Below are 15,474 nucleotides of genomic sequence, written 5' to 3' on the forward strand. Positions count from 1 at the left end.
GCGCCGCGGTGGCGCAGCGGGAAATTCGCCCGAGCGCTCGCGCCTGGGTGCGCTATAGCCTCCAGGCCGTGGGTTTCCTAAGCGTAGCCCTGGGCGTGATCGGCATCTTCCTGCCGGTGCTGCCGACCACGCCTTTCCTGCTCCTCGCGGCGGCCTGCTTCATGCGCAGCTCGCCGCGCTTCTACCACTGGCTGGTCGGCCATCCACGGCTCGGCCCGTGGATCCGCGACTATCTCGACGGCGAAGGCATCCCGCTCAAGGGCAAGGTCTACGCCATCGGCCTGATGTGGGCCAGCATCGCCCTTTCCTGCTACCTGGTCCGACGCCCCTGGGCCCAGGGCTTCATGCTGACCAGCGCGGTACTGGTCAGCATCTATATCCTCCGCCAGAAGACCCGCCCGCCGCACGACGCCTGATGGCCCGCTCAGGACAGCGCCGGATCGCCCTCGCCCAGCGGCAAGCGGTCGCCGGGCCCGCGCCGCTCGGGGCTCAGCACGGTGAAGCCGAAGGTGTTCCAGCCGTCCGCGCTGTCGACGAACACCGAACCGCCGTGCATGCTCGCCACCGCCTTGACGATGGACAGGCCGAGGCCGTGGTTGGCCTCGCTGTTGCTGCGCGCCGCGTCGACCCGATAGAAGCGTTCGAACAGGTGCCTGCGGTGCTCGTCGGCGATCGGCACGCCGGGGTTGCTCACCGCCACCCGCACTTCGTCGCCGCGCCGCTCGACGCCGACCCGCAGCGTGCCGCCGGCGGCGGTGTGCTGGGCGGCGTTGTACAGCAGGTTGGTCACCGCCCGCTGGAACAGGGCGCGCTCGACCAGCGCGCGGGCCTCGCCGCGCACCTCGATACCGACCCCGGCCTCGTCGAAGATCACCTCGAGGAAATCCACCGTGGTGGCGATCTCGCCGGCCAGCGAGGTTTCCTCGCGCTCGCAGGCCAGGCGTCCCTGGTCAGCGCGGGCGAGGAACAGCATGTCGTTGATGATCGCCCGCAGCCGCTCCAGCTCCTCCAGGTTGGATTGCAGGACCTCTTCGTAATGTTCGCCGCTGCGTTCGCGGGACAACGCCACCTGGGTCTGGCCGATCAGGTTGGTCAATGGCGTGCGCAGCTCGTGGGCGACGTCGGCATTGAACGACTCCAGGCGCACGTAGGCCTGCTCCAGGCGGTCCAGGGCGCCGTTGAACGCTCCCACCAGCTCGCGCAGCTCGGCCGGCAGCGGCGAGAGCTGCAAGCGCTGCGACAACTGCCGCGGGCTGATCCGCCGGGCCTCCTCGGACAGCCGATGCACCGGCCACAGGCCCAGGCGGGCGATCCAGTGGCCAAGCAACGAGGCCAGCAGCACACCGAGGGCGGACAGGCCGAGCAGCCATTTCAGGGTGGAGGTCCGCGCCTCATGGAACGCCGCGCTATCGATGGCGGTGACGTAGGTCAGCCGCGGCCGCCCCTCGCGCGCCGGCAACACGCCGACCCGCGCAGTCAGCGCGTACCGGTGCTCCGGCAACTCCAATTCGTAGCGGCCGGCGCCATCGGCGATCAGCCGCTGCACCGGTTCGCTGAAGCGCCCGTAGTGATAGCGCGGGTCGTCGCTGTCGATCCAGAAACGGATCAGCTCGTACTCCTGGCTCAGGTTGTCCAGCTTGCCCTGCAGGTGCGGCCAGCGCTCGGCCAGGTCGGGATGGTCGAGCATCCGCGAGACCATGTTGAAGCGCACGTCCACCTCGCCCTGCTGCAGGCGCTCGGTCTGGCGGTCGAGGATGCAATAGAGCATGGTGCCGATGAGGGCGAAGATCACCACCGCGGCGCCGGCGAACATTCCCGCCAGGCGGGTCGACAAGGACATGCCCACCTCAGCCCGACTCCGCCAGCGCACGGTTCTCCAGGACGTAGCCCATGCCCCGGATGGTATGCAGCAGCTTGTTCTCGAACGGACCGTCGAGCTTGGCGCGCAGGCGCTTGATCGCCACCTCCACGACATTGGTGTCGGTATCGAAGTTGATGTCCCAGACCAGTTCGGCGATCGCCGTCTTCGACAGGATCTCGCCGCTGCGCTGGGCCAGCACGCAGAGCAGCGCGTACTCCTTGGCAGTCAGCTCCAGACGGGTGTTGCCACGGAAGACCTTGCGGCTGAGCAGGTCGATGGACAGGTCGGCGATGCGCATCTGCGAATGGCTTTCATGGTTGCCGCCGCGCCGGGTCAGGGCCTGCAGGCGGGCGACCAGTTCGAGGAAGGAGAACGGCTTGATCAGGTAGTCGTCGGCGCCCTCGCGCAGCCCGCGCACCCGGTCTTCCACGCGCTCGCGCGCGGTGAGCATGATCACCGGGGTCTGCCGCCGCTCGCGCAACGCCCGCAGAACGCCGTAGCCGTCGACGCCCGGCAGCATCACGTCGAGCACGATCACGTCGTACTCGCCATGGAGCGCCAGGTGGCGACCGTCGATGCCGTTGTCCGCCAGGTCCACGGTGAACCCCTGTTCGCTGAGGCCACGGTTCAGGTAGTCCGCCGTCTTCGCCTCGTCCTCGACAATCAGTACCCGCATCTATCGCCCGATCCTCTGTTCGCCTTCGCATCCCGGGCGGGACGCATGCCTGCCTGCATCCTAGCCACGCGCCGCCGTCCAGGAAAGCCGCGTCCGTTACGCCTCATGTCGCCGTCGCCCCAGCGGTTCCGCCGTCCGAGGTCGTCGTCCCGCGCCGGTGGAACAGCCGCTCCAGGGCCAGGTATACCACCGGCGTGCTGAACAGGGTCAGCACCTGGCTCACCAGCAGCCCGCCGACCACCGCGATGCCCAGAGGCTGGCGCAGCTCGGAACCGGTGCCGAAGCCGATCATCAGGGGTATCGCGCCCAGCAGCGCGGCCAGGGTGGTCATCATGATCGGCCGGAAACGGGTCAGGCAGGCCTGGTAGATCGCCTGCTCCGCGCTCATGCCCTGCTCGCGCTGGGCGACGATGGCGAAGTCGACCATGAGGATGCCGTTCTTCTTGACGATGCCGATCAGCAGCACGATGCCGATCAGCGCCATGATCGAGAAGTCCTGGCCCCAGGCCCAGAGCAGGAACACCGCGCCGATCCCCGCCGAGGGCAGGGTCGAGAGGATCGTCAGCGGATGTACGAAACTCTCGTAGAGCACGCCGAGGATGATGTACACCGCGATCAGCGCGGCGAGGATCAGCAGCGGTTGCGAGGCCAGCGAGCTCTGGAAGGCCTGCGCCGCGCCCTGGAACACGCCGATAATGGTCGAGGGCATGCCGATCTCCTCCTGGGCGCGCTGCACCGCCTGCACCGCCTCGCCGAGGGACACCCCGGCAGCCAGGTTGAAGGACAGGTTGACCGCCGGGAACATGCCGTTGTGGTTGATCTGCAGCGGCCCGGAGCGCGGCGCCGCGACCTTGGCGATGGCCGACAGCGGGACCATCTCGCCGCTCAGCGGCGAGCGCAGGTAGAACCAGTCCAGGCTTTCCGCGCGGCCGCGCTGGCGCGCATCGAGTTCGAGGACCACCTTGTACTGGTTGACCTCGGTCTGGTACTCGCCGACCTGGCGCTGGCCGAAGGCGTCGTAGAGGGTCTGGCTGACATCCTCGGCGCTGAGGCCGAAACGCGCCGCGGCCACCCGGTCGATGTCCAGCGCGGTGACGCTGGCGCCGACCTGCAGGTCGTTGGACACATCCATCAGCCCCGGCACCTGCTTCAGGCGCTCGGTGAGGCGTTGCGCCCAGAGCGCCAGCTGGGTGCTGTCGCTGCTGCGCAGGGCGTACTGGTACTGGGTCCGCGAGGGTCCGGAACTGAGGTTGATGTCCTGCGCCGCGCGCAGGTAGAGCATGATTCCCGGCACCTTGGCCAGTTGCGGGCGCAGCCGGTCGATGAACTCGCCGACCGAGACATCGCGCTCGCCACGGTCCTTGAGGACGATCCAGAAACGTCCGTTGGCCAGGCTCTGGCTACCGCCGGTGACGCCCACCGCATGGTTGTAGCTCTGCACCGCCGGGTCGCTGGCGATGATCTCGGCCAGTTGCCGGTGCTTGGCGACCATGTCGTCGTAGGAGATATCCTCGGCAGCCTGGCTCGTGCCGAAGACGAAGGCGGTGTCCTGCAAGGGGAAGAAACCCTTGGGAATCCCGACGTAGCCGGCCACCGCCACCAGCACGGTAAAGGCGAAGCCGACCAGCATCAGCCGCTGGTGCCCGAGCGCCCAGCGCAGGCCGCGTTCGTAGCCGCCGGTCAGCCATTCGGCGAAGCCCTTTCTCGGCGCGTCGGCATGCCGCAATGCCGGCATGAAGCGCGAAGCCAGCATCGGCGCCAGGGTCAGCGAAGCGAGCACCGAGATCAGGATCGCCACCGTCACGCTGACCGCGAATTCGCGGAACAGCCGGCCGACGATCCCGCCCATGAACAGCAGGGGAATGAACGCGGCGATCAGCGAGAAGCTGATGGAAATCACGGTAAAGCCGATCTCCGCCGCGCCCTTGAGCGCCGCCTCGACCTTCGAGGCGCCCGCTTCCAGGTGTCGGTGGATGTTCTCCACGACCACGATGGCGTCGTCGACGATGAAGCCGACGGCGATGATCAGCGCCACCAGGGTCAGGTTGTTGAGGGTGAAGCCGAGCACGTACATCGCCGCGAAGCTGGCGCTCAGGGACACCGCCAGCACCGTGGCGACGATCAGGGTCGCCGACAGCTGGCGGAGGAACAGGCCCATCACCAGCACCACCAGGCCAATGGTCAGCAGCAGGGTCAGCTCGACCTCGTGCAGCGACGAACGGATGGTCCGGGTGCGATCGTTGAGCACGTCTACCTCGATGGTCGCCGGGAGCATCTCGCGCAGGCGCGGCAATGCGGCCTGGATCGCGTCGGCGGTATCGACGATGTTCGCCCCAGGCTGGCGGAGGATCACCAGCGCCACCCCGGGCACGCCGTTCGGCCAGGCCTGCACGTAGTCGTCCTCGGGCGCCGAGACGATCCGCGCCACGTCCTTGAGGAACACCGGCGCACCCTGGCGGTAGGCGACCACCAGGTCGTCATAGTCGCTGGCGTTGAACAACTGGTCGTTGGCCGCGAGGGTCGACACCCGCCCCTCGCCGTAGAGCGCGCCCTTGGCCAGGTTGACGCTGGCCGACTGCAACGACTGGCGCAGGTCGGCCAGGGTCAGCTGGTAGGCGGCGAGCTTCTCCGGCTGGGCCTGGATGCGGATCGCCGGGCGCTGCTGGCCGACCACGAAGATCTGCCCCACGCCGTTCACCTGGCTGAGCTGGCGGGCGAGGATGGTCTCGGCGTAATCGCTGAGTTCGATCAGCGGCATCATCTCCGAGTTGACCCGCAGGATCATGATCGGGCTGTCCGCCGGGTTGACCTTGCGCCAGGTCGGCAGGTTCGGCATGTCCACCGGCAGCCGCCCCGCCGCGGCGTTGATCGCCGCCTGGACCTCCTGGGCGGCGACGTCGATGCTCTTGTCGAGGCTGAACTGCAGGGTCAGGGTGGTGGTGCCCAGGGCGCTGCTGGAAGTCATCTCGGTGATCCCGGGAATCGCGCTGAACTGCACTTCCAAGGGGGTGGCCACCGACGAGGCCATGGTTTCCGGGCTACCGCCGGGCAGCAAGGCGTTGATCTGGATGGTCGGGAAGTCCGCCTCCGGCAACGGCGCCACACCGAGCCGGAGGAACGCCAGCAGCCCCAGCAGCAGCGAGGCCAGGGTCAGCAGCGCGGTGGCGATCGGGTGCCGTACGCACCAGCCGGAAATCCCGGCGCGCGGCGTCACGGCTGCCGCTCCGCCGCCTGAGCCAGGCTCGGGCGCGGCTCCTGGATATCGACCAGGGCGCCGGGCATCAGCCGCGAGTGGCCGTCCACCACCACCTGGTCACCGCTGGCCAGGCCTTCCACCACACTGAGGCCGTCGATGTCCTGGAGCACCCGCACTGGCACCGCCTCGACCCGGTCGGCGGCGACCCGGTAGACGAAATTACCCTCCAGGCCGCGGCGCACCGCCTTGCTCGACAGCACCAACTGGTCGCGCCGGACCCCGGTGTGCAGGCTCACCGCGACGAACTGCCCGGGCCAGAGCCGGGCCTGGCGGTTATCGAAGGAGGCGCGCACGCGGATGGTACCGGTGGAACTGTCGATCTGGTTGTCGATGGTCAGCAACCGGCCCTCGCCCAGCGCGCTCCCGCCGTCGCGGCTGTAGGCGCGCACCGCCGCCTCGCCGCCGAGCAGCGCCTGCAACTGGGGCAACTGTTCCTGTTGCAGGGAGAAGACTACGGAGATCGGTGCGATCTGGGTCACGCTGAACAGGCCGAGACTGTCGCCGACCCGCACCAGGTTGCCGACATCGACGTTGCGGATACCGACCTTGCCGGATACCGGCGAGGTGATCCGGGTGTAGGACAGGCGCACCCGCTCGGCGTTGATGGTGGCATCGTTGGCCTTCAGGGTCGCGCGCAACTGGTCGACCGTCGCCTGCTGCTGGTCCAGCAGTTGGCGCGACACCGCACGCTCGGCATACAGGCTGCGGTAGCGTTGCAGGTCCTGCTCGGCGGATTTCAGCTGGGCCTGGTTGCTCGCCCTGGAGGCCTGAGCCTGCTCCAGCGCGGCGACGACGGCGCGGTCATCGATGGTCGCCAGCAACTCGCCCGCCTCGACCATCTGCCCTTCGCTCACCAGCAGGCGGGTCAACTGGCCGTCGATCTGGGTGCGGATCACCACGTTGTGCAACGAAGTCACCGTGCCGATGCCGCTGACCTGTTGCTCGACGTCGCGCCGCTCCACCCGCGCCACGTTCACCGGGACCCTGGCCGGCGCGGGCGCCGCCTTCGCCCCGGCGTCGCCGCCGAGCCATGCCCAACCGCCGAAGGCGACCAGGCCCGCCGCCAGCACGCCCACCAGGACCCGTCCCCCACCACTGCGCAACGCCTGCATCTGTCCACCTTTCCCAGTGGCCGGCCTCGCGCGGCCGACTTCGTTCTTCTTTATAAGCAGCGCAGCGGGACCCCACCCTGACCCCTGAATGACAATCCTGTCAGTTTCGCCGGACACCCCGCGCTGGCAGGCCGCCCGGCGCTCTCGTAGACTTCGCTGAGTCCTTCCGGAGCCCGCTCGATGTCCCCAACCCCCGGCGCCCGCCGGCCCTGCCCCAGGGCCTACGCCCCCTGGCTGCTGTCGCTGGCGGCGACATTGCTGCTGGCAGTCGGCGCGGCGCTGGCGCAGTGGGACCTGGAGTCGATACTGAGCCGTGCCGAGCAGCGCTACGGCGAGCTGGGCGCGGCGAAATCACGCCTGGGCGACTGGGGCCGCCTGCTCGAACAGGGCGGCACGCTCGACGAAGCGGCCAAGCTGCGCGCGGTCAACGACTTCTTCAACCGGTCGCTGCGTTTCACCGACGACATCGAGATCTGGCAACAGGAAGACTATTGGGCGACTCCGGTCGAGGCGCTGGTCAAGGGCGCCGCCGACTGCGAGGACTACGCCATCGCCAAGTACGTGACCCTGCGTCGCCTCGGCGTCGCCAGCGACAAGCTGCGCATCACCTACGTCAAGGCCCTGCGCCTGAACCAGGCGCACATGGTGCTGACCTGGTACGCCAGCCCGGGCGCCGACCCACTGGTGCTGGACAACCTGATTGGCGAGATCCGCCCCGCTTCGCAACGTGACGACCTGTTGCCGGTGTACGCCTTCAATGCCGAGGGCCTCTGGCTGCCCGGCGCCGACGGCGGACGCCGGACCGGCGACAGCAAGAAGCTGTCGCGCTGGCAGGACCTGCTGACCAAGATGCGCGCCGAAGGCCTCGACCTCGACGCACCCAAGGAGGATTGAATGTCACTGCTCAAGCAATTGTTCCTCGCCATCTGCCTGTTCCTCGTCGTCGCCTTCAGCGGCAGCTTCGTCAGCAGCGTGGAGAACTCCCGCGAGCAGTTGCGCGGCCAGTTGCGCTCCCACGCCCAGGACGCCGCCACCGCCCTCGGCCTGTCCCTGACGCCACACGTGGACGACCCGGCGATGGTGCAACTGATGGTCAGCTCGATCTTCGACAGCGGCTACTTCGCCAGCATCCGGGTGATCGACATCAAGAGCGGCAAGCCGCTGGTCGAGCGCGTGCAAGCGCATGCCGAGCGTACGGTGCCCGGCTGGTTCGAACGCCTGGTGGATCTCCAGCCCCAGGGTGGCGACGCGCTGATCATGCGCGGCTGGGAACAGGCGGCGCGGGTCGAGGTGGTCAGCCATCCGCAATTCGCCCTGGCGCGCCTGTGGGACAGCGCCCTGGGCAGCCTCTACTGGTTGCTGGCCTGCGGCGCGGCGAGCCTGCTGCTTGGCGGCTGGCTGCTGCGCCGCCAACTGCGCCCGCTCGACCAGATGGTGCGCCAGGCCCATGCCATCAGCCGGCGGGAATTCCTCAGCCTGCCCAGGCTGCCGCGCACGCCGGAGCTGCGCCGCGTGGTGCAGGCGATGAACCAGATGGTGGAGAAACTTCGCACGCTGTTCGCCGAGGAGGCCGCGCGTAGCGACAAGCTACGCGCCCAGGCCTACCAGGACAGTCTCACCGGCCTGCCCAACCGGCGCCTGTTCGACGCCCGCCTCAACGAACAGCTGGGTGCCGGCGAGCACGAGCATGCCGGGCAGCTCCTGCTGCTGCGCCTGAACGACCTGAACGGGCTGAACCAGCGTCTCGGCGGGCAACGCACGGATGAATTGATCCAGGCGGTCGCCCGCTTGCTGGTCGACTCCTGCGGCCAGCAAGGGCGCGCCGACTGGCTGCTGGCCCGCAGCCGCGGCGGCGAGTTCGCCGTGCTGGCTCCCGGTTGCTCCCGCGAGCAGGCCGAACGCCTGGCCGAGGAACTCTGCGAAGGCCTGGAGAACCTTGCCCGCACCGGTGCCAGCGATCTCACGCCGGTCGCCTATCTCGGTATCAGCGCGTTCGCCGAAGGCGACTCGCCCGCGGATCTCCTGGCCCGTGCCGACCAGGCCCTGGCCCAGGCCGAAAGCCAGCCCGCCCAGCCCTGGGCGAGCCAGGACGGCACCGCGCTCGCGGCGCTCAACGATAGCCAGGACTGGCACGACTGGATCGACCAGGCCCTGACGGAGCGCCGCCTGCTGCTCTATTTCCAGCCGGTGGTGGACTGCCTGGACACCCAGCGCGTCCTCCACCACAAGGTCCTCGCGCGTCTGCTCGACCCGCAGGCCACGGCCATCGCCGCCGGGCGCTTCCTGCCCTGGATAGAACGTTTCGGCTGGGCCGCGCGCCTGGACCTGGCGATGCTCGAACAGAGCCTGGAGCACCTGCGGCGCCATCCACGGCCGCTGGCGCTGAGCCTGTCGGCCGCCAGTGTCCGCAATGCGCAGACGTTTGCCCCGCTACTGGCCCTGCTCAAGGCGCATCCGCAGGAGGCGCGCCAGCTGACCCTGGAACTGGACGAGCGGCACCTGCCAGCCGCGGCCGAACTGGAACGCCTCAGCCAGGTCCTGCGCGAACTGGGCTGCGGTCTCGGCCTGCAGCATTTCGGCGGCCGCTTCAGCCTGATCGGCAACCTTACCCATCTGGGGCTGGCCTACCTCAAGCTGGACGGCTGCTACCTGCACGCCGTCGACCGGGAAGGCGACAAGCGGTTGTTCATCGAAGCGGTCTATCGCACCACCCACAGCATCGATCTACCGTTGATCGCGGAACAGGTGGAAACCCTCGGTGAACTCGAAGTACTGCGGGAAATGGGCTTGCGTGGCGCCATGGGACGCCTGTTCGGCAGCCCGGCGCCCTGGTCCGGGGATGCCTGATAGCGAGTCCGGAGCGGGTCGGACTCGCTTTACAGCGGATTCGGCATCGACGCCAGGCGCTCCCTCTCCGACAGAGAACGCGCCGGCGCGAGCCGACAGGTCCCCGTCATGAAACCGCCAGTCGCTGTTCCACCAGCACTCCCCCGTAAAGCGCGATCTGGGTCTTGGCATTGAGTTCGATGCGCAAGGCCACCGCGCGCTCGATGCCGATCTTCAGGTGCGGACCGAAGCGCGATACGTCCAGGCCGGCACGGATCATCATCTTCTCCACGCCTACGGTGGTTACCGTCACCAGCGTCTGGATGTCGTTCTGCAGGCTGTAGCGGGCCAGCGCGCGCATCGCCTCCAGCGTACAGTCGGAAAAGCCCAGCGAGCCTTTCTGTCCAGAGTTGATGGCGAAACGGCTGAGTTCCCAGATGTGCGGCGAGCAAGGCGCTTCCTTGCCGTGCAGAAGCTCCGGGAAGGTGTTCTTCAGCATGTAGGGGCCAGTGGTATCGAGAATTCGCCAGCAACCGAAAACCTGGGCTTCAGGAGTATCTTCCTGGATCAACATGTAATAAGGACTGAGTGCGTCATAACCATCGATTTCCATCTCGTCGATGACACTAACGTCCCAGCCTTTGCGCTCCTTGAACACTTGAGCACGCAACTTGTGCATCTCGCCCAGCAGTTTTTTATCGAACTCTTCGCGCCGACCAATTTGTACGATCATCTTCACTTCCTCCAAATAGGAAGCTGAAGAATTTATGCAAATTTCATAATTTTATAACTAGCAAATGAGATAGATTTCGGTGAACCCGGACCCTTGCTAGGCTCGAAGAAACGTCCGAAAAGATCAGAGCAATGGCTTCACACGAGAGAACACAGCCCCAAAACATGGCCTTCCGGGCAAAGGCCACCCGCACCGCCCGACGGGAAAGCCAGGAAACTTTCTGGAGCCGCTTCGGGATAAGCCAATCCTGCGGCAGTCGTTTCGAGAATGGCGAGAACCTGCCCTTCCCTATATATCTGCTTTTGCATTTCTATATAGAAGGGCAAATTACCGATCGCCAGCTCGCCGACCTGAGAGGCAAGATCAGAGAGTAATAAGACCCAAATTAACGGCCATAATGGCCGCTACGCGGCGGGAGGTCACACCGAACTTCCGCCGAATATTTCCCATATGGAAGTTCACATTGGCTTCCGAGCAGTTGCAGATAACCGATATCTCCCAACTGGTCTTGCCGATGGCGCACCACTGCAACACTTCCTTCTCCCGGCTGGTCAGAACCACCGGTTTGCTGACCGGATGTTCGAAGGCCAGTCCGGCACCGCTCTGCAGTGCGTAGTCCTTGAGCATCCACAGGGTCGGCAGGACCGACTCCATGAAACGGTTGGCCTCGGCCCGGTTTTCCGCTTCCACGCTGAGGCTCAGCGCGCCGAGTTCGCCGCGAGCACCATGCAGCGGCATGGTCAGCCCATACACCAGGCCGGCGGCCGAGGCTTCCTCGAAGAACTCGTGCTGCTTTCGCGTCTGGTAGATGGACGGTTCCCAGAAAATCGGCAGTACGCTCTGGGTACAGTGACTGACCGTCGGGTCGACCCGCGCGTAGCCAGCCCGGTCGTAATGCTCGCGCCAGGCGGCCGGGTAGTTGCCGACGATGAAGGCGTTCTCGTAGTCCTGGCTGTCCTTAGGCAACAGGCCGAACAGGATCTTCGAGAATCCAAGGTCGCTCGCCATCTTCTGCAGGATGGCGCTCCACTCCAATTTTCCACTTGAGCGTTCCAGCTCAAGAAAACCGTCAACCAAGGCCATAGCGCTACGTTCTTCTTAAACTATTAACCAATCAGCCAAATATGGATTCGGCACCCGATATCCGGCACGTTGTACGGCAGTCCGAGAATCCCGGCTTCCTGCCGAGGCGCATGCGCCCGTGCCCGACGACCCCTGAAGATGTCCAGTCAGCCCACTCTATAGAGTTGGCGTTGTGCCGGAAAGGCACATTTCAGTCCCACTTAACAATAGACCGCAGCGTTTGATGCACCTAGTACGATACCCGTCCTAGAGGGTAAGCAAACGTTTAAATGTGATATAGATCACATTTTATGCGAACTGAATACCCAGTCACACCTGGTCCCCGGGTTCACTGTCGGCCCATCGCCACGTGTGCGACCGCTCTCGGCTGGGCGATCCGAGGCGCAGACGTCTGTGCGCGGCGCACGGGCAAAGGCACAGCGCCGCGGCCAAGGGGGCGACCTCGCGGCGTCAGGCCTGCCGGGCACGGACCCGGCGACATAGCCACTTTTCCAGTTCGGCGACGCAGAACAGGCCGAGCCCGGCCAGCAGCACCCGCGCCCACTCGCCCGGGGCCAGGCCGACCGAGCCGAACAGCGCCTGCAACGGCGGCGCGTAGGTATAGAGCAGTTGCAGCACCACGCAGGCGGCGATCGCCAGCAAGACCTGGCGGTTGCCGAACAGGCCCTCGCGGCTGAGCACCGAATCGTAGATATGCCGGCTGTTGAGCAGGTAGAACATCTCGCACACCACCACGCTGTTCACCGCCATGGTCCGCGCGCTCTCCAGCCCGGTGCCATGCTCCAGCTCCCAGAGGAACAGGCCCAGGGCGCCCGCCATCATCAGCAGCGAGACCAGCAGCACCCGCCAGACGAAGAACAGCGACAACAGGGGCTCCGCCGGCGGACGCGGCGGACGCTGCATCAGGCCGCGCTCGGCCGGATCGAAGGCCAGCGCCAGGCCCAGGGTGCTGGAGGTGACCATGTTGATCCAGAGGATCTGCGCCGGTGTCATCGGCAGGGTCAACTGGAACAGGATCGCGGCGATCACGATCAGCGCCTCGCCACCGTTGGTCGGCAGCATGAAGAGGATGAATTTCTTCAGGTTGTCGTAGACCGCCCTTCCCTCGCGCACGGCATTGGCGATGGTGGCGAAATTGTCGTCGGCGAGGACCACCTCGGCCGCCTCCTTGGCCGCCTCGGTGCCCTTGTTGCCCATCGCTACGCCGACGTCGGCGCGCTTCAGCGCCGGCGCATCGTTGACCCCGTCGCCGGTCATCGCCACCACCTCGCCGCTGGCCTGCAGGGCCTGCACCAGGCGCAGCTTGTGCTCAGGGCTGGCGCGGGCGAACACATCGACGCCCGGCAGCACTTCGCGCAGACGCTGGTCGTCGAGCAACTCGATCTCCGCGCCGGTCAGCGCCGGCCGGTCGATGCCGATCCCGAGCATGGCGCCGATCGCCCGCGCGGTGTCGACGTGGTCGCCGGTGATCATCTTCACCGCGATACCCGCCGCCTGGCATTCGGCGACCGCGGCCACGGCTTCCTCGCGCGGAGGGTCGATGATGCCCACCAGGGCCAGCAGGGTGAAGCCATGTTCCACGTCGGCGAAATCCAGCGTGCGCTGCTCCGCCGGCATCGCCCGTCGGGCGATGGCCAGCAGGCGCAGGCCGCGAGCGGCGGTGTCGGTGGCCAGGCGCCGCCAGTAGTCCGGGTCCAGCGGCCGCACCGAGTCGCCCACCCGTTCAGCCTCGCACATGTCGAGGATGCGCTCCGGCGCGCCCTTCAGGTAGACCATCGCCTGGCCTGCGTGGTCGTGGTGCAGGGTGGCCATGAAGCGATGCTCGGACTCGAACGGAATCGCATCGCTGCGTGGCCGTTCCGCCGCCAGCGCCTGCGGATCGAGGCCCAGCTTGAGGCCGAGGCTGAGCAGCGCGCCTTCGGTGGGGTCGCCCTCCAGTTGCCATGCCTCGCCCTCCTGGTGCAGGCGCGCCTCGTTGCACAACAGCGCCGCGCGACCGATCTCCTGCAGATCGTCGCGTCCGGCGGGATCGAGGCCTTCGCCGTTGTGGCTGAAACCACCCAGGGGGGCGTAACCGGCGCCGCTGACCTCGATTACCTGGTCGGCGGTGACGATACGCTGCACGGTCATCTCGTTGCGGGTCAGGGTGCCGGTCTTGTCCGAGCAGATCACCGTCACCGAACCCAGCGTCTCCACCGCCGGCAGGCGGCTGACGATGGCGTTGCGCCGGGCCATGCGCTGTACGCCGAGGGCGAGGATCACCGTCATGATCGCCGGCAGTCCCTCGGGAATCGCCGAGGCGGTCAGCGCCACCACCAGCATGAACATGTCCACCATCGGCTGGCCCTGCCAGAGGGTGCCGAGGACGAAAGTGGCGCCGGCCAGCAGCAGGATCGCCAGGGCCAGCCAGCGACTGAAGCTGGCGATCTGTCGCAGCAGCGGAGTGGCCAGGGTGCGGACTTCGCGCAACAGCGTACCGATCCGGCCCAGTTCGGTATCCCCGGCGGTGGCGACCACCACTCCGCGCGCCTGGCCGCTGGTCACCAGGGTGCCGGAATAGGCCATGCAACGGCGGTCGCCGAGCAGCGCGTCGATGGCCACCGCGACGCAGCCCTTCTCCACCGGCACCGACTCGCCGGTCAGGGCCGACTCGTCGACATGGAAGTTCTTCGTTTCGAACAGCCGCAGGTCGGCCGGCACCCGGTCGCCGGAGGCCAGCAGCACCACGTCGCCCGGTACCAGGCGTTCGGCGTCCAGCGCCTGGCGCTGGCCGTCGCGCAGGACCAGGGCATGCAGCGAAAGCATGTCGCGGATGGCGTCCAGCGCGTTGGCCGCCTTGCCCTCCTGGACGAAACCGATCAGCGCGTTGACCACCACCGCCAGGAGGATTACCGCGCTGTCCACCCAGAAGCCGAGCAGCGCGGTGACCAGCGAGGCGAACAGCATCATGTACAGCAGGACGTTGTGGAACTGCCGCAGCAAGCGCAGCAGCGGCCCCTGGCGTTTCGGCGCGGGCAATCGGTTGTAGCCGTGCGCCGCCAGGCGGCGGGCGGCTTCGTCCGCGTCCAGACCGGCGGCGGAGCTGTGCAATCGTTCCAGCACCCGTTGCGGCGGGCTGGCATGGGCGTCGCGGGAAGACAGGGGTGGGATGCCGTTCATGGGATTCCTGCGCCTCGTTCTGATGAACAGAACTATCGGGCAGGCCTGCGCCGCAACGTTTGACCTGTCTCAAACGGATGCTTGCAGTTGAAAGCATCTGGCCGGGGAAAACTTTTCCGGATGTTGCGCGGCACCTCGCTCCACAGGGCGAGGTGCCGCGTCCTCCTACAGGCTCATGTGCAGCAGCGGGAACGGCCGCCCCGCCGAGTCGGTCGCGGAGCGGCCGGTCTGGCGGAACCCATAGTGTCGATAGAAGCCGCAGGCCTGCGGGTTCTGCTCGTTGACATCGACGCTCAGGCGCGGCCAGGTCGCCCGCGCATGATCGAGCAGGCGTCGGCCGATACCCCGGCCGCGCAGCCCGGGTTCGACGAAGAGCATCTCGACATGCGCCTGGTTCAGGCCGATGAAGCCCTGGGCCACGCCGTCGTCGTCGACCAGCACCCAGACCTCGACGGCCGGCAGGTACAGGTCGCGGACCTGTGGGTAAAGCTCGACGATGTCCGCTTCACTGAGAAAGTCGTGGGTCGCGCGGACGGAACGTTCCCACAGGTCGACCAATGCCGTGTTGTCGGCGTCGACGCGCTTGCGAATGTGCATGCTGGATTCCTTTATCCGAAAGATTCCAGGTAGAACGAAAGGCAGCCGCGACCGCCAGGCCGGGCGCCACGCTGAGGTTCGTCGCCTGGATGCCCGTGGCGCGAATCAACGCATGGACGGTGCACAGCGGCGGCGACGAGGGAGGAAGGGAGCGCCATCCTAGAAGAAAAC

The 15,474-nt window shown here is 66.9% G+C and carries 12 protein-coding genes; 4 read left to right on the forward strand and 8 right to left on the reverse strand.

Going from position 1 to position 15,474, the window contains the following annotated elements:
* The first annotated feature begins 8 nt into the window (after positions 1 to 8).
* Positions 9 to 416 (forward strand): YbaN family protein, encoded by a 408-nt coding sequence (locus ACI766_RS19035; RefSeq protein WP_003087079.1) that lies wholly within the window; start codon positions 9 to 11, stop codon positions 414 to 416.
* 8 nt (positions 417 to 424) lie between these two features.
* On the opposite strand, the gene ACI766_RS19040 is transcribed toward ACI766_RS19035, so the two are convergent.
* The 4 genes from ACI766_RS19040 to mexM all read right to left on the reverse strand — a co-directional run bounded on the left by ACI766_RS19040 (position 425) and on the right by mexM (position 6,905).
* Positions 425 to 1,870 (reverse strand): sensor histidine kinase, encoded by a 1,446-nt coding sequence (locus ACI766_RS19040; protein WP_087823848.1) that lies wholly within the window; start codon positions 1,868 to 1,870, stop codon positions 425 to 427.
* Positions 1,848 to 2,537: a heavy metal response regulator transcription factor gene (locus ACI766_RS19045; RefSeq protein ID WP_003083028.1), complete on the reverse strand. Its 690-nt coding sequence runs from the start codon at positions 2,535 to 2,537 to the stop codon at positions 1,848 to 1,850. The genes ACI766_RS19040 and ACI766_RS19045 overlap by 23 nt, the downstream gene beginning before the upstream one ends.
* A gap of 103 nt (positions 2,538 to 2,640) precedes the next feature.
* The gene (gene mexN / locus ACI766_RS19050; protein WP_003083027.1) at positions 2,641 to 5,751 is read right to left on the reverse strand and encodes a multidrug efflux RND transporter permease subunit MexN; all 3,111 of its coding nucleotides are present in this window, start codon (positions 5,749 to 5,751) and stop codon (positions 2,641 to 2,643) included.
* Complete coding sequence (mexM, locus tag ACI766_RS19055) at positions 5,748 to 6,905, reverse strand: multidrug efflux RND transporter periplasmic adaptor subunit MexM (protein WP_003083025.1); 1,158 nt, start codon at positions 6,903 to 6,905, stop codon at positions 5,748 to 5,750. Before mexM ends, mexN begins: the two co-directional genes overlap by 4 nt.
* Before the next feature lie 180 nt (positions 6,906 to 7,085).
* Between mexM and lapG the strand changes: the two genes are divergently transcribed.
* Together lapG and lapD are read left to right on the forward strand one after the other, a co-directional pair.
* On the forward strand, positions 7,086 to 7,799 hold the full coding sequence (lapG, locus tag ACI766_RS19060) for a cysteine protease LapG (protein ID WP_003083022.1): 714 nt from the start codon (positions 7,086 to 7,088) through the stop codon (positions 7,797 to 7,799).
* Positions 7,800 to 9,752 (forward strand): cyclic di-GMP receptor LapD, encoded by a 1,953-nt coding sequence (gene lapD, locus ACI766_RS19065; RefSeq protein WP_003159922.1) that lies wholly within the window; start codon positions 7,800 to 7,802, stop codon positions 9,750 to 9,752.
* 106 nt (positions 9,753 to 9,858) lie between these two features.
* On the opposite strand, the gene lasI is transcribed toward lapD, so the two are convergent.
* Complete coding sequence (gene lasI / locus ACI766_RS19070) at positions 9,859 to 10,464, reverse strand: acyl-homoserine-lactone synthase LasI (protein WP_003083017.1); 606 nt, start codon at positions 10,462 to 10,464, stop codon at positions 9,859 to 9,861.
* Positions 10,465 to 10,595: 131 nt separating this feature from the next.
* On the opposite strand from lasI, the gene rsaL reads away from it, so the two are divergent.
* Positions 10,596 to 10,838 carry a quorum-sensing transcriptional regulator RsaL gene (rsaL, locus tag ACI766_RS19075; protein ID WP_003083010.1) on the forward strand — a complete coding sequence of 81 codons (243 nt, stop codon included), beginning with the start codon at positions 10,596 to 10,598 and terminating at the stop codon, positions 10,836 to 10,838.
* Here the strand turns inward: rsaL and lasR are convergent.
* The 3 genes from lasR to ACI766_RS19090 form a co-directional block, all read right to left on the reverse strand.
* Positions 10,828 to 11,547: a transcriptional regulator LasR gene (gene lasR / locus ACI766_RS19080; RefSeq protein ID WP_003082999.1), complete on the reverse strand. Its 720-nt coding sequence runs from the start codon at positions 11,545 to 11,547 to the stop codon at positions 10,828 to 10,830. The genes rsaL and lasR overlap by 11 nt on opposite strands.
* 450 nt (positions 11,548 to 11,997) lie before the next feature.
* A complete protein-coding gene (locus ACI766_RS19085; protein ID WP_003116553.1) occupies positions 11,998 to 14,706 on the reverse strand; it encodes a cation-transporting P-type ATPase in 2,709 nt (902 codons plus the stop codon).
* Between the two features lie 165 nt (positions 14,707 to 14,871).
* The gene (locus ACI766_RS19090; RefSeq protein ID WP_003082981.1) at positions 14,872 to 15,303 is read right to left on the reverse strand and encodes an acetyltransferase; all 432 of its coding nucleotides are present in this window, start codon (positions 15,301 to 15,303) and stop codon (positions 14,872 to 14,874) included.
* Between the last annotated feature and the right edge of the window lie 171 nt (positions 15,304 to 15,474).

The organism is Pseudomonas sp. DL (assembly GCF_047199225.1).
Classification (GTDB): domain Bacteria; phylum Pseudomonadota; class Gammaproteobacteria; order Pseudomonadales; family Pseudomonadaceae; genus Pseudomonas; species Pseudomonas aeruginosa.

Coding starts and splice junctions, on each gene's coding strand:
- ACI766_RS19045 (WP_003083028.1), bottom strand. CDS start 2,537: ATGCGGGTACTGATTGTCGAGGACGAGGCGAAGACGGCGGACTACCTG.
- mexM (WP_003083025.1), bottom strand. CDS start 6,905: ATGCAGGCGTTGCGCAGTGGTGGGGGACGGGTCCTGGTGGGCGTGCTG.
- lapG (WP_003083022.1), top strand. CDS start 7,086: ATGTCCCCAACCCCCGGCGCCCGCCGGCCCTGCCCCAGGGCCTACGCC.
- lapD (WP_003159922.1), top strand. CDS start 7,800: ATGTCACTGCTCAAGCAATTGTTCCTCGCCATCTGCCTGTTCCTCGTC.
- lasI (WP_003083017.1), bottom strand. CDS start 10,464: ATGATCGTACAAATTGGTCGGCGCGAAGAGTTCGATAAAAAACTGCTG.
- rsaL (WP_003083010.1), top strand. CDS start 10,596: ATGGCTTCACACGAGAGAACACAGCCCCAAAACATGGCCTTCCGGGCA.
- lasR (WP_003082999.1), bottom strand. CDS start 11,547: ATGGCCTTGGTTGACGGTTTTCTTGAGCTGGAACGCTCAAGTGGAAAA.
- ACI766_RS19085 (WP_003116553.1), bottom strand. CDS start 14,706: ATGAACGGCATCCCACCCCTGTCTTCCCGCGACGCCCATGCCAGCCCG.
- ACI766_RS19090 (WP_003082981.1), bottom strand. CDS start 15,303: ATGCACATTCGCAAGCGCGTCGACGCCGACAACACGGCATTGGTCGAC.